Genomic DNA, 16,900 nt, shown 5'->3' with positions numbered 1-16,900 from the left:
ATGACTGACTTCAACACTCAGCAAGCTGACAACCTGTCTGAACACGTTTCTAAGAAAGAAGCAGAAATGGCAGAAGTACTGGCGAAAATTGTCCGCGACAAATATCAGTGGGTAGCAGACCGTAAGGTGAGTCAACCGCTAAGCACATTTCAGTCTGATTTGCTGCCATCGGACCGCAGCTTCTATGATGCTTTGAGTGGCGAAAAGACGGCATTCATCACCGAATGTAAGAAGGCATCTCCTTCTAAAGGTTTGATTCGTGATCACTTCGACTTGGATTACATTGCATCGGTTTACAACAACCACGCAGATGCAATTTCAGTCCTAACAGACGAGAAGTACTTCCAAGGTAATTTTGACTTTCTTCCTCAAGTGCGTGGTCAAGTCAAGCAACCGGTTCTGTGCAAAGATTTCATGGTAGATACCTACCAAGTTTACTTAGCACGTCATTATAGTGCTGATGCTGTCTTGCTAATGTTGTCTGTCCTCAATGATGAAGAGTACAAAGCGCTAGAAGAAGCAGCACACAGCCTAAACATGGGTATCTTGACCGAAGTCAGCAACGAAGAAGAGCTTCATCGTGCCGTTAAGCTAGGCGCACGCGTTATCGGCATCAATAACCGTAACCTTCGCGACCTAAGTACTGATTTGAATCGTACTAAAGAACTGGCACCGACCATTCGTGAACTGGCTCCTAACGCAACAGTAATCTCAGAATCTGGCATTTATACACATCAACAAGTTCGTGATTTAGCGGAATACGCAGACGGCTTCTTGATTGGTAGTTCACTAATGGCGGAAGACAACCTAGAACTTGCTGTACGTAAAGTGACATTAGGCGAAAACAAAGTCTGTGGCTTAACGCACCCAGATGACGCAGCAAAAGCATATCAAGCTGGCGCAGTATTTGGTGGCCTGATTTTTGTCGAGAAGTCGAAGCGTGCGGTTGACCTTGAAGGTGCTCGCTTAACCATGAGCGGTGCTCCACTGAACTACGTAGGTGTTTTCCAAAATCACGATATCGATTTTGTTGCTTCTGTCGTGACCTCTTTGGGTTTAAAAGCGGTGCAACTGCACGGTCAAGAAGACCAAGCTTACGTAAACCAACTCAAAGCCGAACTGCCAACAACAGTAGAAATTTGGAAAGCTTACGGCGTGACTAATGCCAAGCCAGAACTGCTAGCAGACAACATTGATCGCCATTTATTAGATGCGCAAGTTGGCACTCAAACTGGCGGAACTGGTCAAGTATTCGACTGGTCACTGATCGGCGACCCAAGTCAAATTATGCTAGCGGGCGGACTGTCGCCAGAAAATGCTCAACAAGCAGCGACACTAGGTTGCTTGGGATTAGATTTAAACTCTGGTGTAGAAAGTGCACCAGGCAAAAAAGATTCACAGAAGTTGCTCGCGGCATTCACCGCTATTCGCAACTACTAAAGCTGGATATCAGCTAAAAAATTTAAAGCTATTCGTAGCGAAAAATACGAGAAGGAATATAACGATGGCAAAACTGAATGCCTACTTTGGCGAATACGGCGGTCAGTACGTTCCGCAAATTCTAGTTCCAGCACTGGAGCAACTAGAACAAGCGTTTATCGACGCGCAAGAAGATCCAGAATTCCGCAGTGAATTCATGACGCTTCTTCAAGAGTATGCGGGCCGTCCAACGGCTTTGACTCTAACTCGTAACCTAACCAAAGGTACGAAAACCAAACTGTACCTAAAACGTGAAGACCTACTTCACGGTGGCGCGCACAAGACCAACCAAGTGTTAGGTCAAGCTCTGCTTGCGAAACGCATGGGTAAAAACGAAATCATCGCAGAAACAGGCGCAGGCCAACACGGTGTTGCAACCGCACTAGCGTGTGCACTACTTGGCCTTAAGTGTCGCGTTTACATGGGTGCAAAAGACGTTGAGCGTCAAAGCCCGAACGTATTCCGTATGAAGCTAATGGGCGCAGAAGTTATTCCTGTCCACTCGGGTTCAGCGACACTTAAAGATGCATGTAACGAAGCGCTACGCGACTGGTCTGCAACTTATGAAGATGCGCATTACCTACTAGGTACTGCGGCGGGTCCTCACCCATTCCCAACCATCGTGCGTGACTTCCAACGCATGATTGGTGAAGAAACGAAGAATCAGATTTTGGCACGTGAAGGCCGTCTTCCTGATGCGGTTATCGCATGTGTGGGCGGTGGTTCAAACGCGATTGGTATGTTTGCTGACTTCATCGAAGAAGAAAGCGTTCGCCTAATTGGTGTTGAGCCAGCAGGTAAAGGTATCGATACTGACCAGCACGGTGCACCACTTAAACACGGTAAAACGGGCATCTTCTTCGGCATGAAAGCACCGTTGATGCAAGATCCAAACGGCCAAGTAGAAGAGTCATACTCTGTTTCTGCTGGTCTTGATTTCCCTTCAGTTGGTCCACAGCACGCACATCTAAACGCAATTGGCCGTGCTGAATATGACAACGTGACGGATGATGAAGCACTAGAAGCATTCCAGGAAATTGCGCGTCACGAAGGTATCATCCCTGCTCTAGAATCTTCTCACGCACTGGCTCATGCACTGCGTATGGCTCGTGAGAATCCAGAAAAAGAACAATTGTTAGTTGTGAACCTATCAGGTCGTGGTGATAAAGATATCTTCACTGTACATGCCATCCTAGAAGAAAAAGGAGCGATCTAATGAGCCGTTATGAGAAGATGTTTGCGCGCCTAAACGAAAAGAACCAAGGCGCATTTGTACCGTTCGTAACGGTTTGCGATCCAAACGCAGAGCAATCTTACAAAATCATGGAAACACTGGTTGAGTCTGGCGCAGATGCCCTTGAACTTGGTATTCCATTCTCAGATCCGCTAGCCGATGGCCCAACCATCCAAGGCGCTAACATTCGCGCGTTAGACTCAGGCGCAACACCAGATATCTGCTTTGAGCAAATTGGTAAGATCCGAGCTAAATACCCAGACCTGCCTATTGGTCTTCTGATGTACGCGAACCTTGTTTACTCTCGTGGTATCGAGAACTTCTATGAGCGTTGTGCAAAAGCAGGCATCGATTCTGTTTTGATTGCAGATGTGCCAACTAATGAAAGTGCCGAATTTGTTGCTGCTGCAGAAAAGTTTGGTATTCACCCAATCTTCATCGCACCACCAACGGCAAGTGATGAAACACTGAAGCAAGTATCAGAGTTAGGTGGCGGCTACACTTACCTACTCTCTCGTGCAGGTGTTACTGGCGCAGAAACCAAAGCAAACATGCCTGTGGGTCATATGCTCGATAGACTGAACCAGTTTGATGCGCCACCAGCGCTACTTGGTTTTGGCATCTCTGAGCCTGCACAGGTGAAACAAGCACTAGAATCTGGTGCCGCTGGTGCAATTTCTGGTTCAGCCGTGGTAAAAATCATTGAAGCGAACGTTGATCAGCCACAAATTATGCTCGACAAGCTAGGTGAATTCGTTTCTGCAATGAAAGCTGCCACTCAAAAATAATTTCAGTTTGATATGACACAACAACGCCCGCTTAACATTATGTTTAGTGGGCGTTTTCTTACTATCGCGTTTATACCACGTCATTTTTTGTTCAACGCCCGCACTTTCCAAATCTATCTCAAGCAGAGCACTCAAAGAGTGTTAAGCTTGGGTGACTTAACTCACTCAATAAAGCAATGTGCAGTAAGGTTGCTACATGGAAGAAGTCAAAACACTGCTAGCCAAATGTCCTGTACTATCAGGGCTGCCAGATAAAGGGCTTAGTGAAGCAGCGCAAATGACTAAGGTTCGCTGCTTCGACGAAAAAGCACTGATTTGCAATAAAGGTGCGCTTCAATCTTCTCTTATGGTCATAGCTCAAGGTGCAGTGAGAGTGAACTCAATTAGTTCAAAAGGCAAAGAAGTCACACTGATGATTTTCGAAGCTGGTGGCTGGTTTGGAGACAATGTTTTTTCTCCCGGCATGCCTCGTATTTTTGGTGCGACCGCGCATTCTGACGTGACTGTAATGGAGCTTCCTGGAGATAAATTTCGCCAATTACTCGCCAAATACCCTCAAAGTTACCCCACTATACTCGACTTACTTAGCCGCCGCTTGTGGTCTGCTATTTCTGTTATCGAAGATGACGCGATTAGAGGAATTGAAGAACGAGTCGCCAAAAGGTTGCTGCTACTTGCTGAATACCAACTTAATCAAGCGATCGATACTCGACCATGCGTTGTCAGGGTAACAAGAGAACATATCGCTAACATGATGGGGCTAACTCGTCAAAGCGTACACAAGATACTAAAACGATTAGAAAGTATCGGGATGCTAGAGCTAAACTATGGCTCAGTAACCATTACCAATCCGAAACGCTTAGAAGAATACTTTAAAGAACTCGAGCAATAGATCCATTCAACAAACGGTAAGTCTTGTCTAACGATATCTAAAAAACTTATGCATCTAATTGGTCAAGAGCACAACACCATTTGCACTTAGGCAAGTGGCGCTGTGACACAAAAACCATTGAATTGACTAAGCTATATTCAATTCAGATTTCAACTCACGTTTCAAAATCTTTCCTGTCGCACTCATCGGGAGGTGTTCACGAATTTCGACATAACGAGGATATTTAAACGAGGCTAATTGCTCTTTACCCCACTTTTGTAATGAATCGGCGTCAATGTATTCTTTTGGTTTAAGTACAACGTAGGCTTTTATCTCTTCGCCATACTCTTCATTTGGAATCCCTATCACCGCGACCATTGAAACTGCAGGGTGAGTCATGAAAACTTCTTCAATTTCTCTGGGATAAACATTAAATCCACCTCGAATGATCAGATCTTTCATTCTATCGACAATAAATAAATTACCTGAACTGTCAAAGCGGCCCACATCACTAGTATGGAACCAACCATTTTGTAGCGCAGATTCAGTAACTTCTGGGCGATCAAGATATCCCTTCATAACATTATGACCACGCACAACAATCTCACCTTCTTCGCCTATCGGTAGTGCATTGCCTTCAATGTCGATAACTCTTACTTCGACGCCTTGAACCGGTTGACCTACCGAGCCTGGTATACGCTCCTGATCCAAATGATTAAAACATGCAATAGGACTTGTCTCCGACAAGCCGTACCCTTCTAAGATCGGCACATTAAATGTTTCTTCAAAGGTTCGAAAGATTTCGGTTGGTAATGGCGCACCACCGCTTACTGCAACACGCAATGACGAGGTATCAAATTGATGCTGCACATGAAGCAGACCGATGTACATCGTTGGTACACCAGCAAATATCGTCACCCTACGTTTTTCCACCAGCTCAAGAACATGTTTAGGCTCAAACCTAGGCACTAACACCAATGTTGCCCCGCCCAAAACACTAGCATTTAAGTGGACGGTTTGACCAAATGTATGAAATAAAGGCAAAGTTACTAAGTGAATATCATCGGCCTGGCTGCCCATAATGTTTTGTGCCACCAGAGCGTTCATTATGATGTTCTGCTGAGTCAGCTCAGCGCCTTTTGGTAAGCCTGTCGTCCCTGATGTATACAAAATCACACAAGTATCATCCGCATTACGCGGTATATAATCCGGCAACGGTTGGACATCGGCTATAAACGCATTGAGAGTTATTACACCATTCCAATAGCTTTCATCTTGAGATTGAGTCAGTACGACTATGCCTTCGCATGTATCGACTTGTTCAAAGGCTTTGACGCCCTCTTTTGCCATTGGCAGTTCTTTCGTCCCTTCAAAGCAGAAATAAAACTTCGCTTTTGAATCTTCTAAGTGATACTTAATTTCTCGCGCTTTCAAAAGCACATTTAATGGGACTGCAACCGCGCCGGCTTTTTGTATTGCATAATAAACAAACGCGAAAAAAGGATTGTTTGGGCATGAAATCGCAACGCGGTCACCTGGCTTTACGCCTTTATTGATTAAAGACGCTGCGATCTTGCCGGCGACCGCATCAAACTGCTCATAATTTATCTTTTCAGCGCCACATATCAACGCCGTTTTATCTGGTTTACTCGCAGCATTTCTTTGTAACGCAGCAGCAAGATTCATCATAGTATCTTTACCTCTTACTTGTCTTTCTCGTCTAATCAGCTCAGGAGCATTAACTAAGCAAGTTATCCTTAACACTGGATCGTCAGCATTTGAGTCTCACCAGTCATTGTCATTTAACATTATGTTTACAACGCAATCAGGACTAAGAATGTAAAGCAATTAACATTTCAGAAGGCAAATTAATAAAAGTGTGAGCTTGAAAGAGATGAATTGTTATAAATATCAACCCAAGTCACTAAAAACTCTGACTGCAATAGCAAATACAAAAGCGGTTAAAATTAACAAAAAGAAAACAAATAAAGAAAAATAAACTTGAACAATCCTAAGCGCGACCCTTATAAGAAAAATCAATAGCAAACGTTTGCCATTGAACAAAACTTTATCGTTCGTCAATAAAATATCGATTAATCCATCAATAATACCTTGCTGCATATTGCCAATTGTAAACGATAAGTGTAAAAAGCAAGGCGAGATAATTATCCGTAAATCCATTTATGGTTAGTGGGTAATTTTAGGATTTTACATTTTATTAGCACAGAGGTTATGGAAGTGTTAAAAGAAAAGGGTTTACTAAACAACATTGGCGTACAAGTCGTAATCGCCATGATCGTGGGCACAGCCGTTGGTGCCATGATGGGTCATGATGCGACAGTGTTCGCTCCTTTAGGTGCTATCTTTATCAACTTAATCAAAATGTTGGTTATTCCTTTGGTCGCTGTAGCCTTGATTTCTGGCGCCGCTGGTCTTGGGAACAGCCAGTCAGCAGGTAAAGTTGGTGTCGTCACTCTAGGTTATTTTGGTTTAACATCCGCCCTAGCCGTTGCGCTTGCACTATTTATGGGTGAAGTATTCCAACCAGGCATGGGTATCGACGTCTCTGGCGTTGAAGGCATGTTCTCAGCAGAATACGCTTCAAAAGGTGAACTACCTACTTTCTGGGCAACCATCACTGGTATGATCCCAACCAACGTTTTCCAATCACTAAATGAAGCAAACATCCTACAGATCCTCGTTTTCTGTATGTTCTTTGGTATTGCGATTTCTAAGCAAGCAAAAGAACGTCGTGAACCAATCATCAATGGTGTTAACTGCATCGTTGACGCAATGGTTTGGATGATCAACAAAGTAATGATCATTGCACCTATCGGTGTATTTGGTCTGATGGCAGAAGCCGTCGGTACGTTCGGTTTTGGTGCGCTAATGGTGGTGTTTAAACTGTTCGTTGTTTACGTTGCCGCCATCCTAATCTTCGGTTTCGTTGTTTACCCAGCAATGGTGCATGTTTTCACGAAGACATCTGCGAAGAAATTCCTGTCTTCAATGAAGAAACCGCAAGCAGTTGCGCTTTCAACAGCGTCTTCTATGGCAACACTGCCTGTTACAATGGACACCTGTGAAAAAGAGCTGGGCGTAAAAAATTCAACTGCATCATTTGTTCTGCCTCTAGGCGCAACGATCAACATGTCAGGTAATGCGATTTACTATGGCTTGGTTGCTATCTTCTTTGCTCAACTGTTCAATATCGATCTAGGCATGGGCGCTTACATTGCAATTATCGTAACGTCTACATTGGGTGCGGTTGGTCAAGCGGGTGTTCCTGGCCCTTCTTTCCTAGTGGTTGCCGTGCTTCTTGCCGCTGGCATTCCAATTGAAGGTCTACCGCTGCTATTCGCTCTTGACCGTATTTTCGATATGATTCGTACAGCACTGAACATCACAGGTGATGCTGCATGTGCAGTTATCGTTGATGCGCTAATTGAAGAAGAAACGGCAGAAGCTGAGCTAAAAAAGCAAGAAGCCTAACCCTCTCTTGAATAGACCAAAAACCGCTCATAATGAGCGGTTTTTTTGTCTTTTCTTGCATTACGTAACTATACAAATAGAAACCGATGGCATAAATTTTTCAAAATGATATAAACCATTACAAAATATAACAAAACGTTAGAGCTAGGTTATATCATGAGTCTTGAGCAATCTTTGGAATATCTCACCAAAATAAATTTGCCGATCGAATCAAAGCAGCAGGCCCTGGTTGACTCAGTTATTCTTACCCTAACGAAACAAAAACGAGATGCTCTTTTTCAACAGGTTGCTCTGTATCGAATAAAACTGCTTAAATCTCTCTTTCCTAAACACGCATCAAAAAGTCTTTCTGCACTATTTGAGTTAATGGATTATCGAGATTTAGTGCAACAGTATCCGACAGGTTTCTCCAAAGAGATTCGTTTACTTGAACAACTTGCCGCAGATTGTTACCCGCATTGGATGGTTTTCTGGTGTCAATGCGAGATCGAAGCAATCAAGCAAAAATATCCTTCAAACGAAGCTGCGATTCCTACTCCGCTTCCGTTTGACGACCACAGCTATACTAGCGTGTTAATTGAAGATATCGCAGATTGCGATCTTGAGGTAATGCTGCCAAATCATGCAGCGTTAATGCCGATTTCCGAAGCGATCACACTGAGTAATCTTGAGCTTTTCGTCCAAACTGAACAATGGTTTGAAATCTTGCCTCTTTTATCACTCTCGCAAAAAGGGCAGCACTTTGCGCTCTTGCTCAAATCGTCATCTTCACCAATCATGGTCTCCTCCGCTTTAGTGCAAAGCTGGCATCAACGAAATAACTGGCTCAGTTACTCACCACAGTTTAGTAACGAACAATGGCAGTTTTGCTTTCCTAATCATGGGTACAGTGTTCTCAATCAACTGGGTATTTTGGAGTGTCGTGCTCTAACTCATGAGCACACTCTTATTGAGTTTGATGCTCAGTTTCAATCTCGTGTAAAGAACACTGAAGCGGTTTGCGAAGTGCTGCGCCTTACGGTGGGAGGCAACATCCAACAAAAGCTGTATTTTTTGTATCTGGCGCAAAAAACAATGATGAGTGAGCTTTATAAAACAGGCTATAAGCTCGGCTTTACCATTATTGAGCAAGTATTTATGTTAAATTTCTATCAATCTATTGATTTAAGTGCCTACTTTCACTCAGGATACCGCGACATTAACGGTGACGGTACCAAGACATACCGCGGTTTCTGGAATTTAGGTATGATGGTTGAAGCATTTCAAGACATACAATTTCGCGACTACAAACATTGCGTACGAACAAAAAGAATGGATAAAAAGGTGAATGAGCATGCTTGATGTTCATTTGCATGGTCTCTTTTACCCAAAAGCAATGGCATTGTACGCGACTGTACTAATAGTATTCGCTTGGCTACTGTATTACTGCTATCGCCTAAAACAGAAGAGTGAATCAATCTTAGGCTCGCATCACGCGCCTTACATCGCTTATTCCAGCTGTGTCATTGTTTGGATAAGCAGCAACGCCTATTTCCATACCGATTTATTGCCAGAATTAGGCTCTGTTGGTGGCATTTTTATGGCTAAGTTAGCGAACTTAGCGTCTTTTTTCGCCTTTGCGTTTGCATTCTATTTTTCTTGCCAGTTAACCGCAGATGTTAAAAAAACAGCGGTCAAAGCCTGGCAAAAAGTCGTCTTTGTCGCACTAGCAACGTATTCACTGTACATCAACTTAGTACCGAATCTTACTGTCGAAAATGTCACCATTAGTGGTCCAAGCCAGTTCGTCATTAAATTTGGCCCACATACCTCATATTTTTTCATTAGTTTGCTAGCTTTCGTGGTACTAACGCTGCTTAACTTGATTGCCATGCGCGCTAACAGCAGCAAGCTCACGTTAGCAAAAAGCAACTATATGATCGCTGGCATTTTGGTATTCATGTTATCTACGGCAGTGATACACCTTGGAATGACGTATTTCCTTGGCGACTTCTCCCTAACTTGGTTACCACCAGCACTTTCAATCAGCGAAATGTTGTTTGTGGGCTATGCCCTACTTACCTCTCGCTTCTACAGCGCTAAATATCTCACGTACTTAACGGTAAGCGCGCTCTTAGTCTGCGCCATTTTTGTTCTGCCGCTAGGGGCGATATTTATTCCTATCTCTGAAGATAACCAATGGCTTGTTGCGGTACCTTTATGCGCGCTTATCGGTATCAGTTGGCACTTGCTTTTTAAGCGAGTCAGTCGTTTCGCTTCATATTTTATTTATGGGAAACGACACACTCCCGTTCAGCAAATCCTTGGGTTAGAGGAAGAGTTTAAACGCTCAATAGATGATGCTATGCGTCAGTTGGCATCGTTACTTAACATACCAAACAACAAGCTACAGCTAGTCACTAGCAATTACACAGAAACGTTTTACGAAGAGTACCTGCCGTCAAGCAAGTCAGTTCTCGTGCTTGATGAGTTGTCTGAAGAAATTGATTATGCCTCCTCTTCTAAAGGGTCGATGAGAAAGCTCTACGAGCGTATGCGCTCAAGCAATACTGCGCTCGTTATGCCTCTCTTCGGTCGTGGAAAATCTGTTACTCACTTGCTGATTTCTTCACATAAAATAGATAATAAGCTGTTTTCTAATGAAGAAATCTCAGCTCTGCAAACGTTATTAGTTCGCATCCAGAGCACCATTGAAGCCGATAGAAAGGTACGCCAAAGCCGTGCGCTGGCTAACTCCATTGCACATGAAATGCGTAACCCTCTCGCTCAAGTACAATTACAATTTGAAGCTTTAAAACAGCATATAGAGTCAAACGCCTCACTGGATATGCTAAAAAGAGAAATTGATAAAGGTGAAGCCGCTATACAACGCGGTCGACAACTTATCGATATTATTTTACGAGAAGTTAGCGACAGTTCACCAGAGCATGAGCCTTTAGCTCTCACTTCCATACATAAAGCCATCGACCAAGCAGTAAGCCGTTATGGTTTTGAAAACGATCAAATAATAGAGAGAATTAACCTGCCACAGGCACACGATTTTGTCGCGAAGTTAAATGAGACCCTGTTTAACTTTGTCATTTTCAATTTGATTCGTAACGCTATCTACTATTTTGATTCTTATCCCGACAGTCAAATTGAGATTCGTACCCAGACGGGGGCTTACGAAAACATTCTGATCTTCCGAGATAGTGGGCCAGGTATAGATAGCAGTATCTTACACAAGATATTTGATGACTTTTTCTCGTATCAAAAAAGCGGAGGCAGTGGCTTAGGTTTGGGCTATTGCCAACGTGTTATGCGCTCCTTCGGAGGACGAATAGAGTGCCAGTCTGAATTGAACGAGTTCACAGAATTCTACTTGTATTTCCCAGTCGTACCAAACGCACCAAAACCAGAGACATTAAGAGCACCGGACTTTGATAGCTGGAAAGCAACTCCATCACATTCTGAAAATCATTCAGCTCAACACGTACAAGTATGTAAAGATGCACCAACAGTGCTCATTGTTGATGACAAAGAGGTGCAACGCACCTTGGTACAGATGTATTTAAAAAGATTGGGAGTCAACAGCTTACAAGCAAATAATGGAGCCTCTGCGGTAGAACTATTCCACTCTCACAAGATTGATCTCGTTCTTATGGATGTCCAAATGCCGGTAATGAATGGATTTGACGCAAGCCAACGGATTAAGCAAATCACATCCTCCGTTCCAATCATTGCCTTATCTGGTGAGTCTGGAGCTAGAGAGTTGGAGCTAATTTCGAAACTCATGGATGACAGACTCGAAAAGCCCACCACGTTAAATGCACTTCAAGTCGTCATCCAAAGATGGCTACAGAACGAGAATTTTGCACCTTCCAACACTTTTTAATCTGCAAATATAGAATTGGCACTAGATGTGCATTATTGGAGTAAATCGAATTATCCAGAAGGTCAAGCAGGCTACAAAAGAGTAGCGTATGAGCTTGATAAGGAGATCGCCATGTTACTTCATCGACATACATACTACGGCCTGATTCATCATGGAATCAAAACACTGTTACTTGATCGCTTAGGCCACTATACAGAAGAAGAGTATCATCAATATCTGAGCCTGATGACTGGTAAATCCACTTGCTTCACGATGTCTCTCGAAGAGCTAGAAGCAACGGTCGATAACTTACTACGGGAAGGCTATTTAGAAGATGTAAAAACGCTTATTTCCCAATATCAACGTGTGGCTTAAGGTTTAAAACTCTCAACTTTATTGCCGCCTCATCGCGGCAATTTTTATTCCTTCCATATGCTGTTTCGACATGGAAGAAGCTTGCGGGCTGTACGATATACTAAGCGTTACTATTCTTACCTTAACTTCCTCAGTATTCACATCTTGTCAGATTCCGTTAGACTGTCTTCAATTCAACAATTAGGTAGATTTTGCCATCATGAAGCAGATCCTAGACTTTATACCACTCATCGTTTTCTTCGCTTTATACAAGCTGTACGACATCTACGTGGCGACAGGTGCACTGATCGTAGCAACAGCCATTCAGCTTGTCGTCACCTATGCGCTGTATAAGAAAGTCGAAAAGATGCAGCTAATAACATTTGTTATCGTCACTATCTTCGGCGGCATGACCCTTTTCTTCCACGACGACAATTTTATAAAGTGGAAAGTCACCATCATTTACGCGATTCTGGCGATTGGCTTAGCAGTGAGCCACGCATTGGGAAAATCAGCCATCAAAGGTATGCTAGGCAAGGAAATTACGTTACCTGACGCTGTTTGGGCAAAGATTAACTGGGCTTGGGTTGGCTTCTTCTCATTCTTCGCTGGCCTAAACATTTATATTGCTTACGAATTGCCGTTGGATGTTTGGGTTAACTTCAAAGTATTTGGAATGTTGATCGCGACATTTGCCTACATGATTGCTACTGGCTTTTACATTTATAAACACATGCCAAAAGAACAAAAAAATAACTCATCCGATGTGTCCACTGATGATTAAAAACTCAGTTTTGCTATAATCCGCGACTTCACAGCGACCTTAGGGTCGCTGTTTTGCTCCATGTATCAGTAAACCGCTCAAACAACGTACCGTTTTCAGACCATTCTTGCTGCTGTAAACCAACTTTCTCTGGTCCGGTATCTGCGGTTTTTTAAGGACCTTTGGTTCTAGGTATTTACTATGTTGGCGCTTAGTTTGAGCGCCTTTAAGATTTAGGATGTCACAATGAGTCAAGAAATTAGCTCTCCGAAAGGTCAAATGCTGCTTCGTACCCTTGCAATGCCTGCAGATACAAACGCCAATGGCGATATTTTTGGCGGTTGGATAATGTCTCAGCTCGACTTAGCGGGCGCGATTCTGGCAAAAGAGATCTCTTGTGGTCGCGTTGTCACCGTTTCGGTATCAAGCATTACGTTCAAAAAACCTGTTGGTGTGGGCGATGTCGTATGCTGCTACGGCGAATGCACTAAGATCGGCCGCACATCCATGAGTGTCGATTTGGAAGTATGGGTCAAACCCGTCAAAGCTCACGGTGTTGGCGAACGCTTCATGGTTTGTGATGCGACCTTCAACTACGTAGCCATTGACAGTGAAGGTAAACCACGTCCGGTTCAGAATTAGTCAACCTACAACGCTAACAGTTAGAAAGGATCTCACATTTTCTGTTGTTCACTTGTGAGAGACACAAAAAAGGCGTTAAATTAACACTTTACCCTACCAATTAAGGAACTATGCTATGTGGTATGTCATCTTTTCACAGGACGTTGAGAACTCGTTGGAAAAACGCATGAGCGTTCGCCCACAACACTTGGATCGCTTACAAAAGCTACAAGACGAAGGTCGCCTTCTTACAGCTGGTCCGATGCCTGCGATAGATTCTGACAATCCTGGTGAAGCTGGATTTACGGGCTCAACTGTCATCGCTGAATTCGCCTCGCTAGAGGATGCTAAAGCGTGGGCAGAAGCCGATCCTTACGTAGCGGCTGGTGTTTACGATAATGTAATCGTGAAACCGTTCAAAAAAGTGTTTTAATTTATGAAAAAATTACTGTGTCTTTTCTTGGTATTTGGTGCTCTGGCTGGCTGCTCATCAACCGATGATAAGCAGCGCCAACTTGAGCTTATGGCATCAAACCGAGCAGGAGTCTTGTCAGCTGGTCTCCCTTTAGAGTACGGTCCACTGCAAATAATGCGTGTCTCATCCAACAAAAATGTTGTAGAAATGATGATGATTTATAACGATGGCGCCCTCGGTGCAAAGCCGTTAAATCAAGTACTGAATACCAGTATCTATACCTACTGCAGCAACCCAGAAGTTCGCAAGCAAATTGATATGGGCTTGATGTATCGTATTAAGGTACGTAATTCTCGCGGTCAGTTGATGGCAGATGAGTTGGTTTCAGCACAGACTTGTACTCAGGTGAAGTAGCTACAGTAATTTTTGTTGCTTTCGGCATGAGACGATGATTCGCTATTATTGGATAATCTGAAAACGAAAGTTAACAATTAAGAATAGAAAAACGGAGACCACAGTCTCCGTTTTTATTTGCTGTAACGACGTGTTACGCCAGCTCAGCACGGAGCTTCTTCGCCGCTGAAACCAGATTTGCCAATGCGGCTTCTGTCTCCTTCCAGTTTCGTGTTTTCAGACCACAATCTGGGTTTACCCACAAACGTTGAGCCGGAATTTTTTCTGCCGCTTTCTTGATTAAACCTTCAATCCATTCTTCCGTAGGAATGTTTGGTGAGTGAATGTCATAAACACCAGGGCCAATTTCGTTCGGGTAATTGAACTCTTCAAATGCTTTCAGCAACTCCATATTCGAGCGAGATGTTTCAATGGTAATGACGTCCGCATCGAGTGCCGCAACCGAATCAATGATTTCATTGAACTCGCTGTAACACATATGAGTGTGAATCTGAGTTTCTGGTTTTGCACTTGCCGCAGAGACCTTAAACGCATTTACGGCCCATTCTAAGTACGCTTTTTGATCGCGTTTTTTGAGTGGTAAACCTTCTCGAATGGCTGGCTCATCAATTTGAATGATATTGATGCCTGCATCTTGCAGGTCAGACACCTCATCACGCAGTGCCAAAGCAAGTTGCTGCGCAATTTCTTGACGTGTGATGTCTTCACGTGGGAACGTCCAACACAAAATCGTAACTGGTCCAGTCAACATGCCTTTCATCTGTTTGCTGGTTAGCGACTGGGCGTACGTCGACCATTCAACCGTGATCGGTTTTTCACGTTCAATGTCAGCAACTACAATGGCAGGTTTCACACAGCGAGAGCCATAACTCTGTACCCAACCAAATTTGGTCGTTTGAAAACCCGCCAAGTTCTCAGCGAAGTATTCCACCATGTCGTTACGCTCTGCTTCACCATGAACAAGCACATCTAGGTCGAGCGCCTCTTGACGTTTTACTGCGTCAGCAATATGTCCTTTAAGTGCTTGGATATATTCAGACTCAGATAATTGACCTGTACGATAAGCACTGCGCTGAACACGAATTTCACCCGTTTGAGGGAAAGAACCGATTGTCGTGGTTGGCAACAGAGGCAAGCCCAATACTTCAGCTTGATGCGCAGCACGCTCCGCGTAAGGTGCGCTGCGCTCGGCAAGTGACGCAGTAATACTGTTTAAACGTGCTTGAACTTGTGGCTTATTCACATGCGTTGCCGTTTTACGTGCTTTGATTGGCTGGCTGTAGGTATCACAAGCGAGAATCGCATCTTGATCACCATCGAGTGCGCGGCCAAGCAAGGCGACTTCTGTTACTTTTTGTTTTGCGAACGCAAACCAGCTTTTCACTTCCTCACTGAGTTCTGTTTCCTGTTCCAGATCAACCGGGCTATGTAGCAAAGAGCATGAGCTCGCAACCCAAAGGTTGTCGCCCAGTTTTTCTTTTACTGGCTGTAGACGTTCAAGTTGCGCACTCAAATCCGAGCGCCACACGTTACGACCGTTGACCACGCCAGCAGACAGCACCCACCCCTCCGGTAGTTTGGCAACCACGTCGTCAAGCTGCTGAGGCGCGGCAGATAAATCGATATGTAAACCATCCACTGGTAGCTTTACAATTTTGTCTAGCGTATCGCTTATAGAGTCAAAGTACGTCGTTAGCAGCACTTTTACATCGCTTCGAATCACTTGGTACGCTAGCTTGAACGCATCAGCCCATTTGCTTTCTAGCTCCAGTGACAAAATTGGCTCATCAATCTGAACCCACTCAACACCTTGACTTGCGAGCTTTGCCAAAATAGCTTGGTAAGCCGTAAGCAATCGTGGCAGTAGCGTCAGGCGATCGAACCCTTCTTCTACCTCTTTACCTAAGTAAAGATAACTGACTGGACCAAGCAAAACTGGCTTCACTTTATGCCCAGCTTGGGTTGCTTCGTTGACTTCTTCAAACAGTTGAGGCCAACTCACTTCAAATGTATCGTCCTTGCTAAATTCAGGTACGATGTAGTGGTAGTTTGTGTTGAACCATTTAGTCATATCCGATGCTGCAGCGCCCGCACAGCCGCAACCCGCTTGAGATTGACCGCGACCCACTTTGAATAGCGTATCCAAATCAGGGAAACCGTCTGCGTGACGTTTTGGCACGTGACCCAGTAACAACGTGGTCGTCAGTACATGATCGTACCAAGCAAAATCGCCAGCGGTGGTAAAACTCAAGCCAGCATCTGTTTGCGTTTGCCAGTTTTTAGCGCGCAGATCTGCTCCAACCTTTTTAAGCTCTGCTTGATCAATTTCTCCGCGCCAGTATTTTTCCTGAACGAATTTTAATTCTCGTTTTTCACCGATGCGTGGATAACCTAGTACGTGCGTTGTTGTAGCCATGTCCCTATTCCTTTTTCAATCTTGTTTAATTTGTTTGGGTCAGAGTATCTTTCGTCATGAAAGATGTCTGGATGGCTAAACTATCGCTCTCATCTGCGGTTTGAACAACGTCCATTTATTCAACTTGTTTATTAAAAAAATTCATCATGAGGCGACATGATTCGCAAATAAACACAACAAATAGACGTCTAGACGTTTAC

14 protein-coding genes are annotated in these 16,900 nt (G+C 43.9%); 12 read left to right on the top strand and 2 right to left on the bottom strand.

What is annotated here, in order from left to right; translation table 11 throughout:
* The 4 genes from trpCF to J4N43_RS05790 all read left to right on the top strand — a co-directional run bounded on the left by trpCF (window position 1) and on the right by J4N43_RS05790 (window position 4,393).
* Window positions 1-1,440 carry a bifunctional indole-3-glycerol-phosphate synthase TrpC/phosphoribosylanthranilate isomerase TrpF gene (gene trpCF / locus J4N43_RS05805; protein WP_053349665.1) on the top strand — a complete coding sequence of 480 codons (1,440 nt, stop codon included), beginning with the start codon at window positions 1-3 and terminating at the stop codon, window positions 1,438-1,440.
* Window positions 1,441-1,504: 64 nt separating this feature from the next.
* Window positions 1,505-2,695 (top strand): tryptophan synthase subunit beta, encoded by a 1,191-nt coding sequence (gene trpB / locus J4N43_RS05800; protein ID WP_005445041.1) that lies wholly within the window; start codon window positions 1,505-1,507, stop codon window positions 2,693-2,695.
* Complete coding sequence (gene trpA, locus J4N43_RS05795; protein WP_053349664.1) at window positions 2,695-3,501, top strand: tryptophan synthase subunit alpha; 807 nt, start codon at window positions 2,695-2,697, stop codon at window positions 3,499-3,501. The genes trpB and trpA overlap by 1 nt, the downstream gene beginning before the upstream one ends.
* Window positions 3,502-3,697: 196 nt before the next feature.
* Window positions 3,698-4,393: a Crp/Fnr family transcriptional regulator gene (locus tag J4N43_RS05790; protein ID WP_005376777.1), complete on the top strand. Its 696-nt coding sequence runs from the start codon at window positions 3,698-3,700 to the stop codon at window positions 4,391-4,393.
* A gap of 126 nt (window positions 4,394-4,519) precedes the next feature.
* Here J4N43_RS05790 and J4N43_RS05785 read toward each other — a convergent pair whose 3' ends face one another.
* On the bottom strand, window positions 4,520-6,061 hold the full coding sequence (locus J4N43_RS05785; protein ID WP_053349663.1) for a long-chain-fatty-acid--CoA ligase: 1,542 nt from the start codon (window positions 6,059-6,061) through the stop codon (window positions 4,520-4,522).
* Window positions 6,062-6,604: 543 nt separating this feature from the next.
* Between J4N43_RS05785 and J4N43_RS05780 the strand changes: the two genes are divergently transcribed.
* The 8 genes from J4N43_RS05780 to J4N43_RS05745 all read left to right on the top strand — a co-directional run bounded on the left by J4N43_RS05780 (window position 6,605) and on the right by J4N43_RS05745 (window position 14,284).
* Window positions 6,605-7,864, top strand: a complete 1,260-nt coding sequence (locus J4N43_RS05780) for a dicarboxylate/amino acid:cation symporter (protein ID WP_053349662.1) — start codon at window positions 6,605-6,607, stop codon at window positions 7,862-7,864.
* A 156-nt stretch (window positions 7,865-8,020) separates the two neighbouring features.
* Entirely contained in the window at window positions 8,021-9,205 is a 1,185-nt protein-coding gene (locus J4N43_RS05775) for an acyl-homoserine-lactone synthase (protein WP_005386744.1), read from the top strand.
* A complete protein-coding gene (gene luxN / locus J4N43_RS05770; RefSeq protein ID WP_158159706.1) occupies window positions 9,198-11,738 on the top strand; it encodes a quorum-sensing autoinducer 1 sensor kinase/phosphatase LuxN in 2,541 nt (846 codons plus the stop codon). The genes J4N43_RS05775 and luxN overlap by 8 nt, the downstream gene beginning before the upstream one ends.
* Before the next feature lie 111 nt (window positions 11,739-11,849).
* On the top strand, window positions 11,850-12,092 hold the full coding sequence (locus J4N43_RS05765; RefSeq protein WP_005376770.1) for a hypothetical protein: 243 nt from the start codon (window positions 11,850-11,852) through the stop codon (window positions 12,090-12,092).
* Between the two features lie 199 nt (window positions 12,093-12,291).
* Window positions 12,292-12,855: a septation protein A gene (locus tag J4N43_RS05760; RefSeq protein ID WP_005376769.1), complete on the top strand. Its 564-nt coding sequence runs from the start codon at window positions 12,292-12,294 to the stop codon at window positions 12,853-12,855.
* A gap of 225 nt (window positions 12,856-13,080) precedes the next feature.
* Window positions 13,081-13,476, top strand: coding sequence for an acyl-CoA thioester hydrolase YciA (gene yciA, locus J4N43_RS05755; protein ID WP_005376768.1), 396 nt, complete (start codon window positions 13,081-13,083; stop codon window positions 13,474-13,476).
* A gap of 115 nt (window positions 13,477-13,591) precedes the next feature.
* Window positions 13,592-13,888 carry a YciI family protein gene (locus tag J4N43_RS05750; protein WP_005376766.1) on the top strand — a complete coding sequence of 99 codons (297 nt, stop codon included), beginning with the start codon at window positions 13,592-13,594 and terminating at the stop codon, window positions 13,886-13,888.
* Between the two features lie 3 nt (window positions 13,889-13,891).
* On the top strand, window positions 13,892-14,284 hold the full coding sequence (locus J4N43_RS05745) for a GspS/AspS pilotin family protein (protein WP_005376765.1): 393 nt from the start codon (window positions 13,892-13,894) through the stop codon (window positions 14,282-14,284).
* Between the two features lie 133 nt (window positions 14,285-14,417).
* Here the strand turns inward: J4N43_RS05745 and metE are convergent, their stop codons facing one another.
* On the bottom strand, window positions 14,418-16,700 hold the full coding sequence (gene metE / locus J4N43_RS05740; RefSeq protein WP_025767259.1) for a 5-methyltetrahydropteroyltriglutamate--homocysteine S-methyltransferase: 2,283 nt from the start codon (window positions 16,698-16,700) through the stop codon (window positions 14,418-14,420).
* Window positions 16,701-16,900 lie beyond the last annotated feature (200 nt).

This window comes from Vibrio sp. SCSIO 43009 (genome assembly GCF_023716525.1).
Taxonomy (GTDB): Bacteria; Pseudomonadota; Gammaproteobacteria; order Enterobacterales; family Vibrionaceae; genus Vibrio; species Vibrio alginolyticus.
This window is presented reverse-complemented; position numbering and strand designations above follow the sequence as displayed.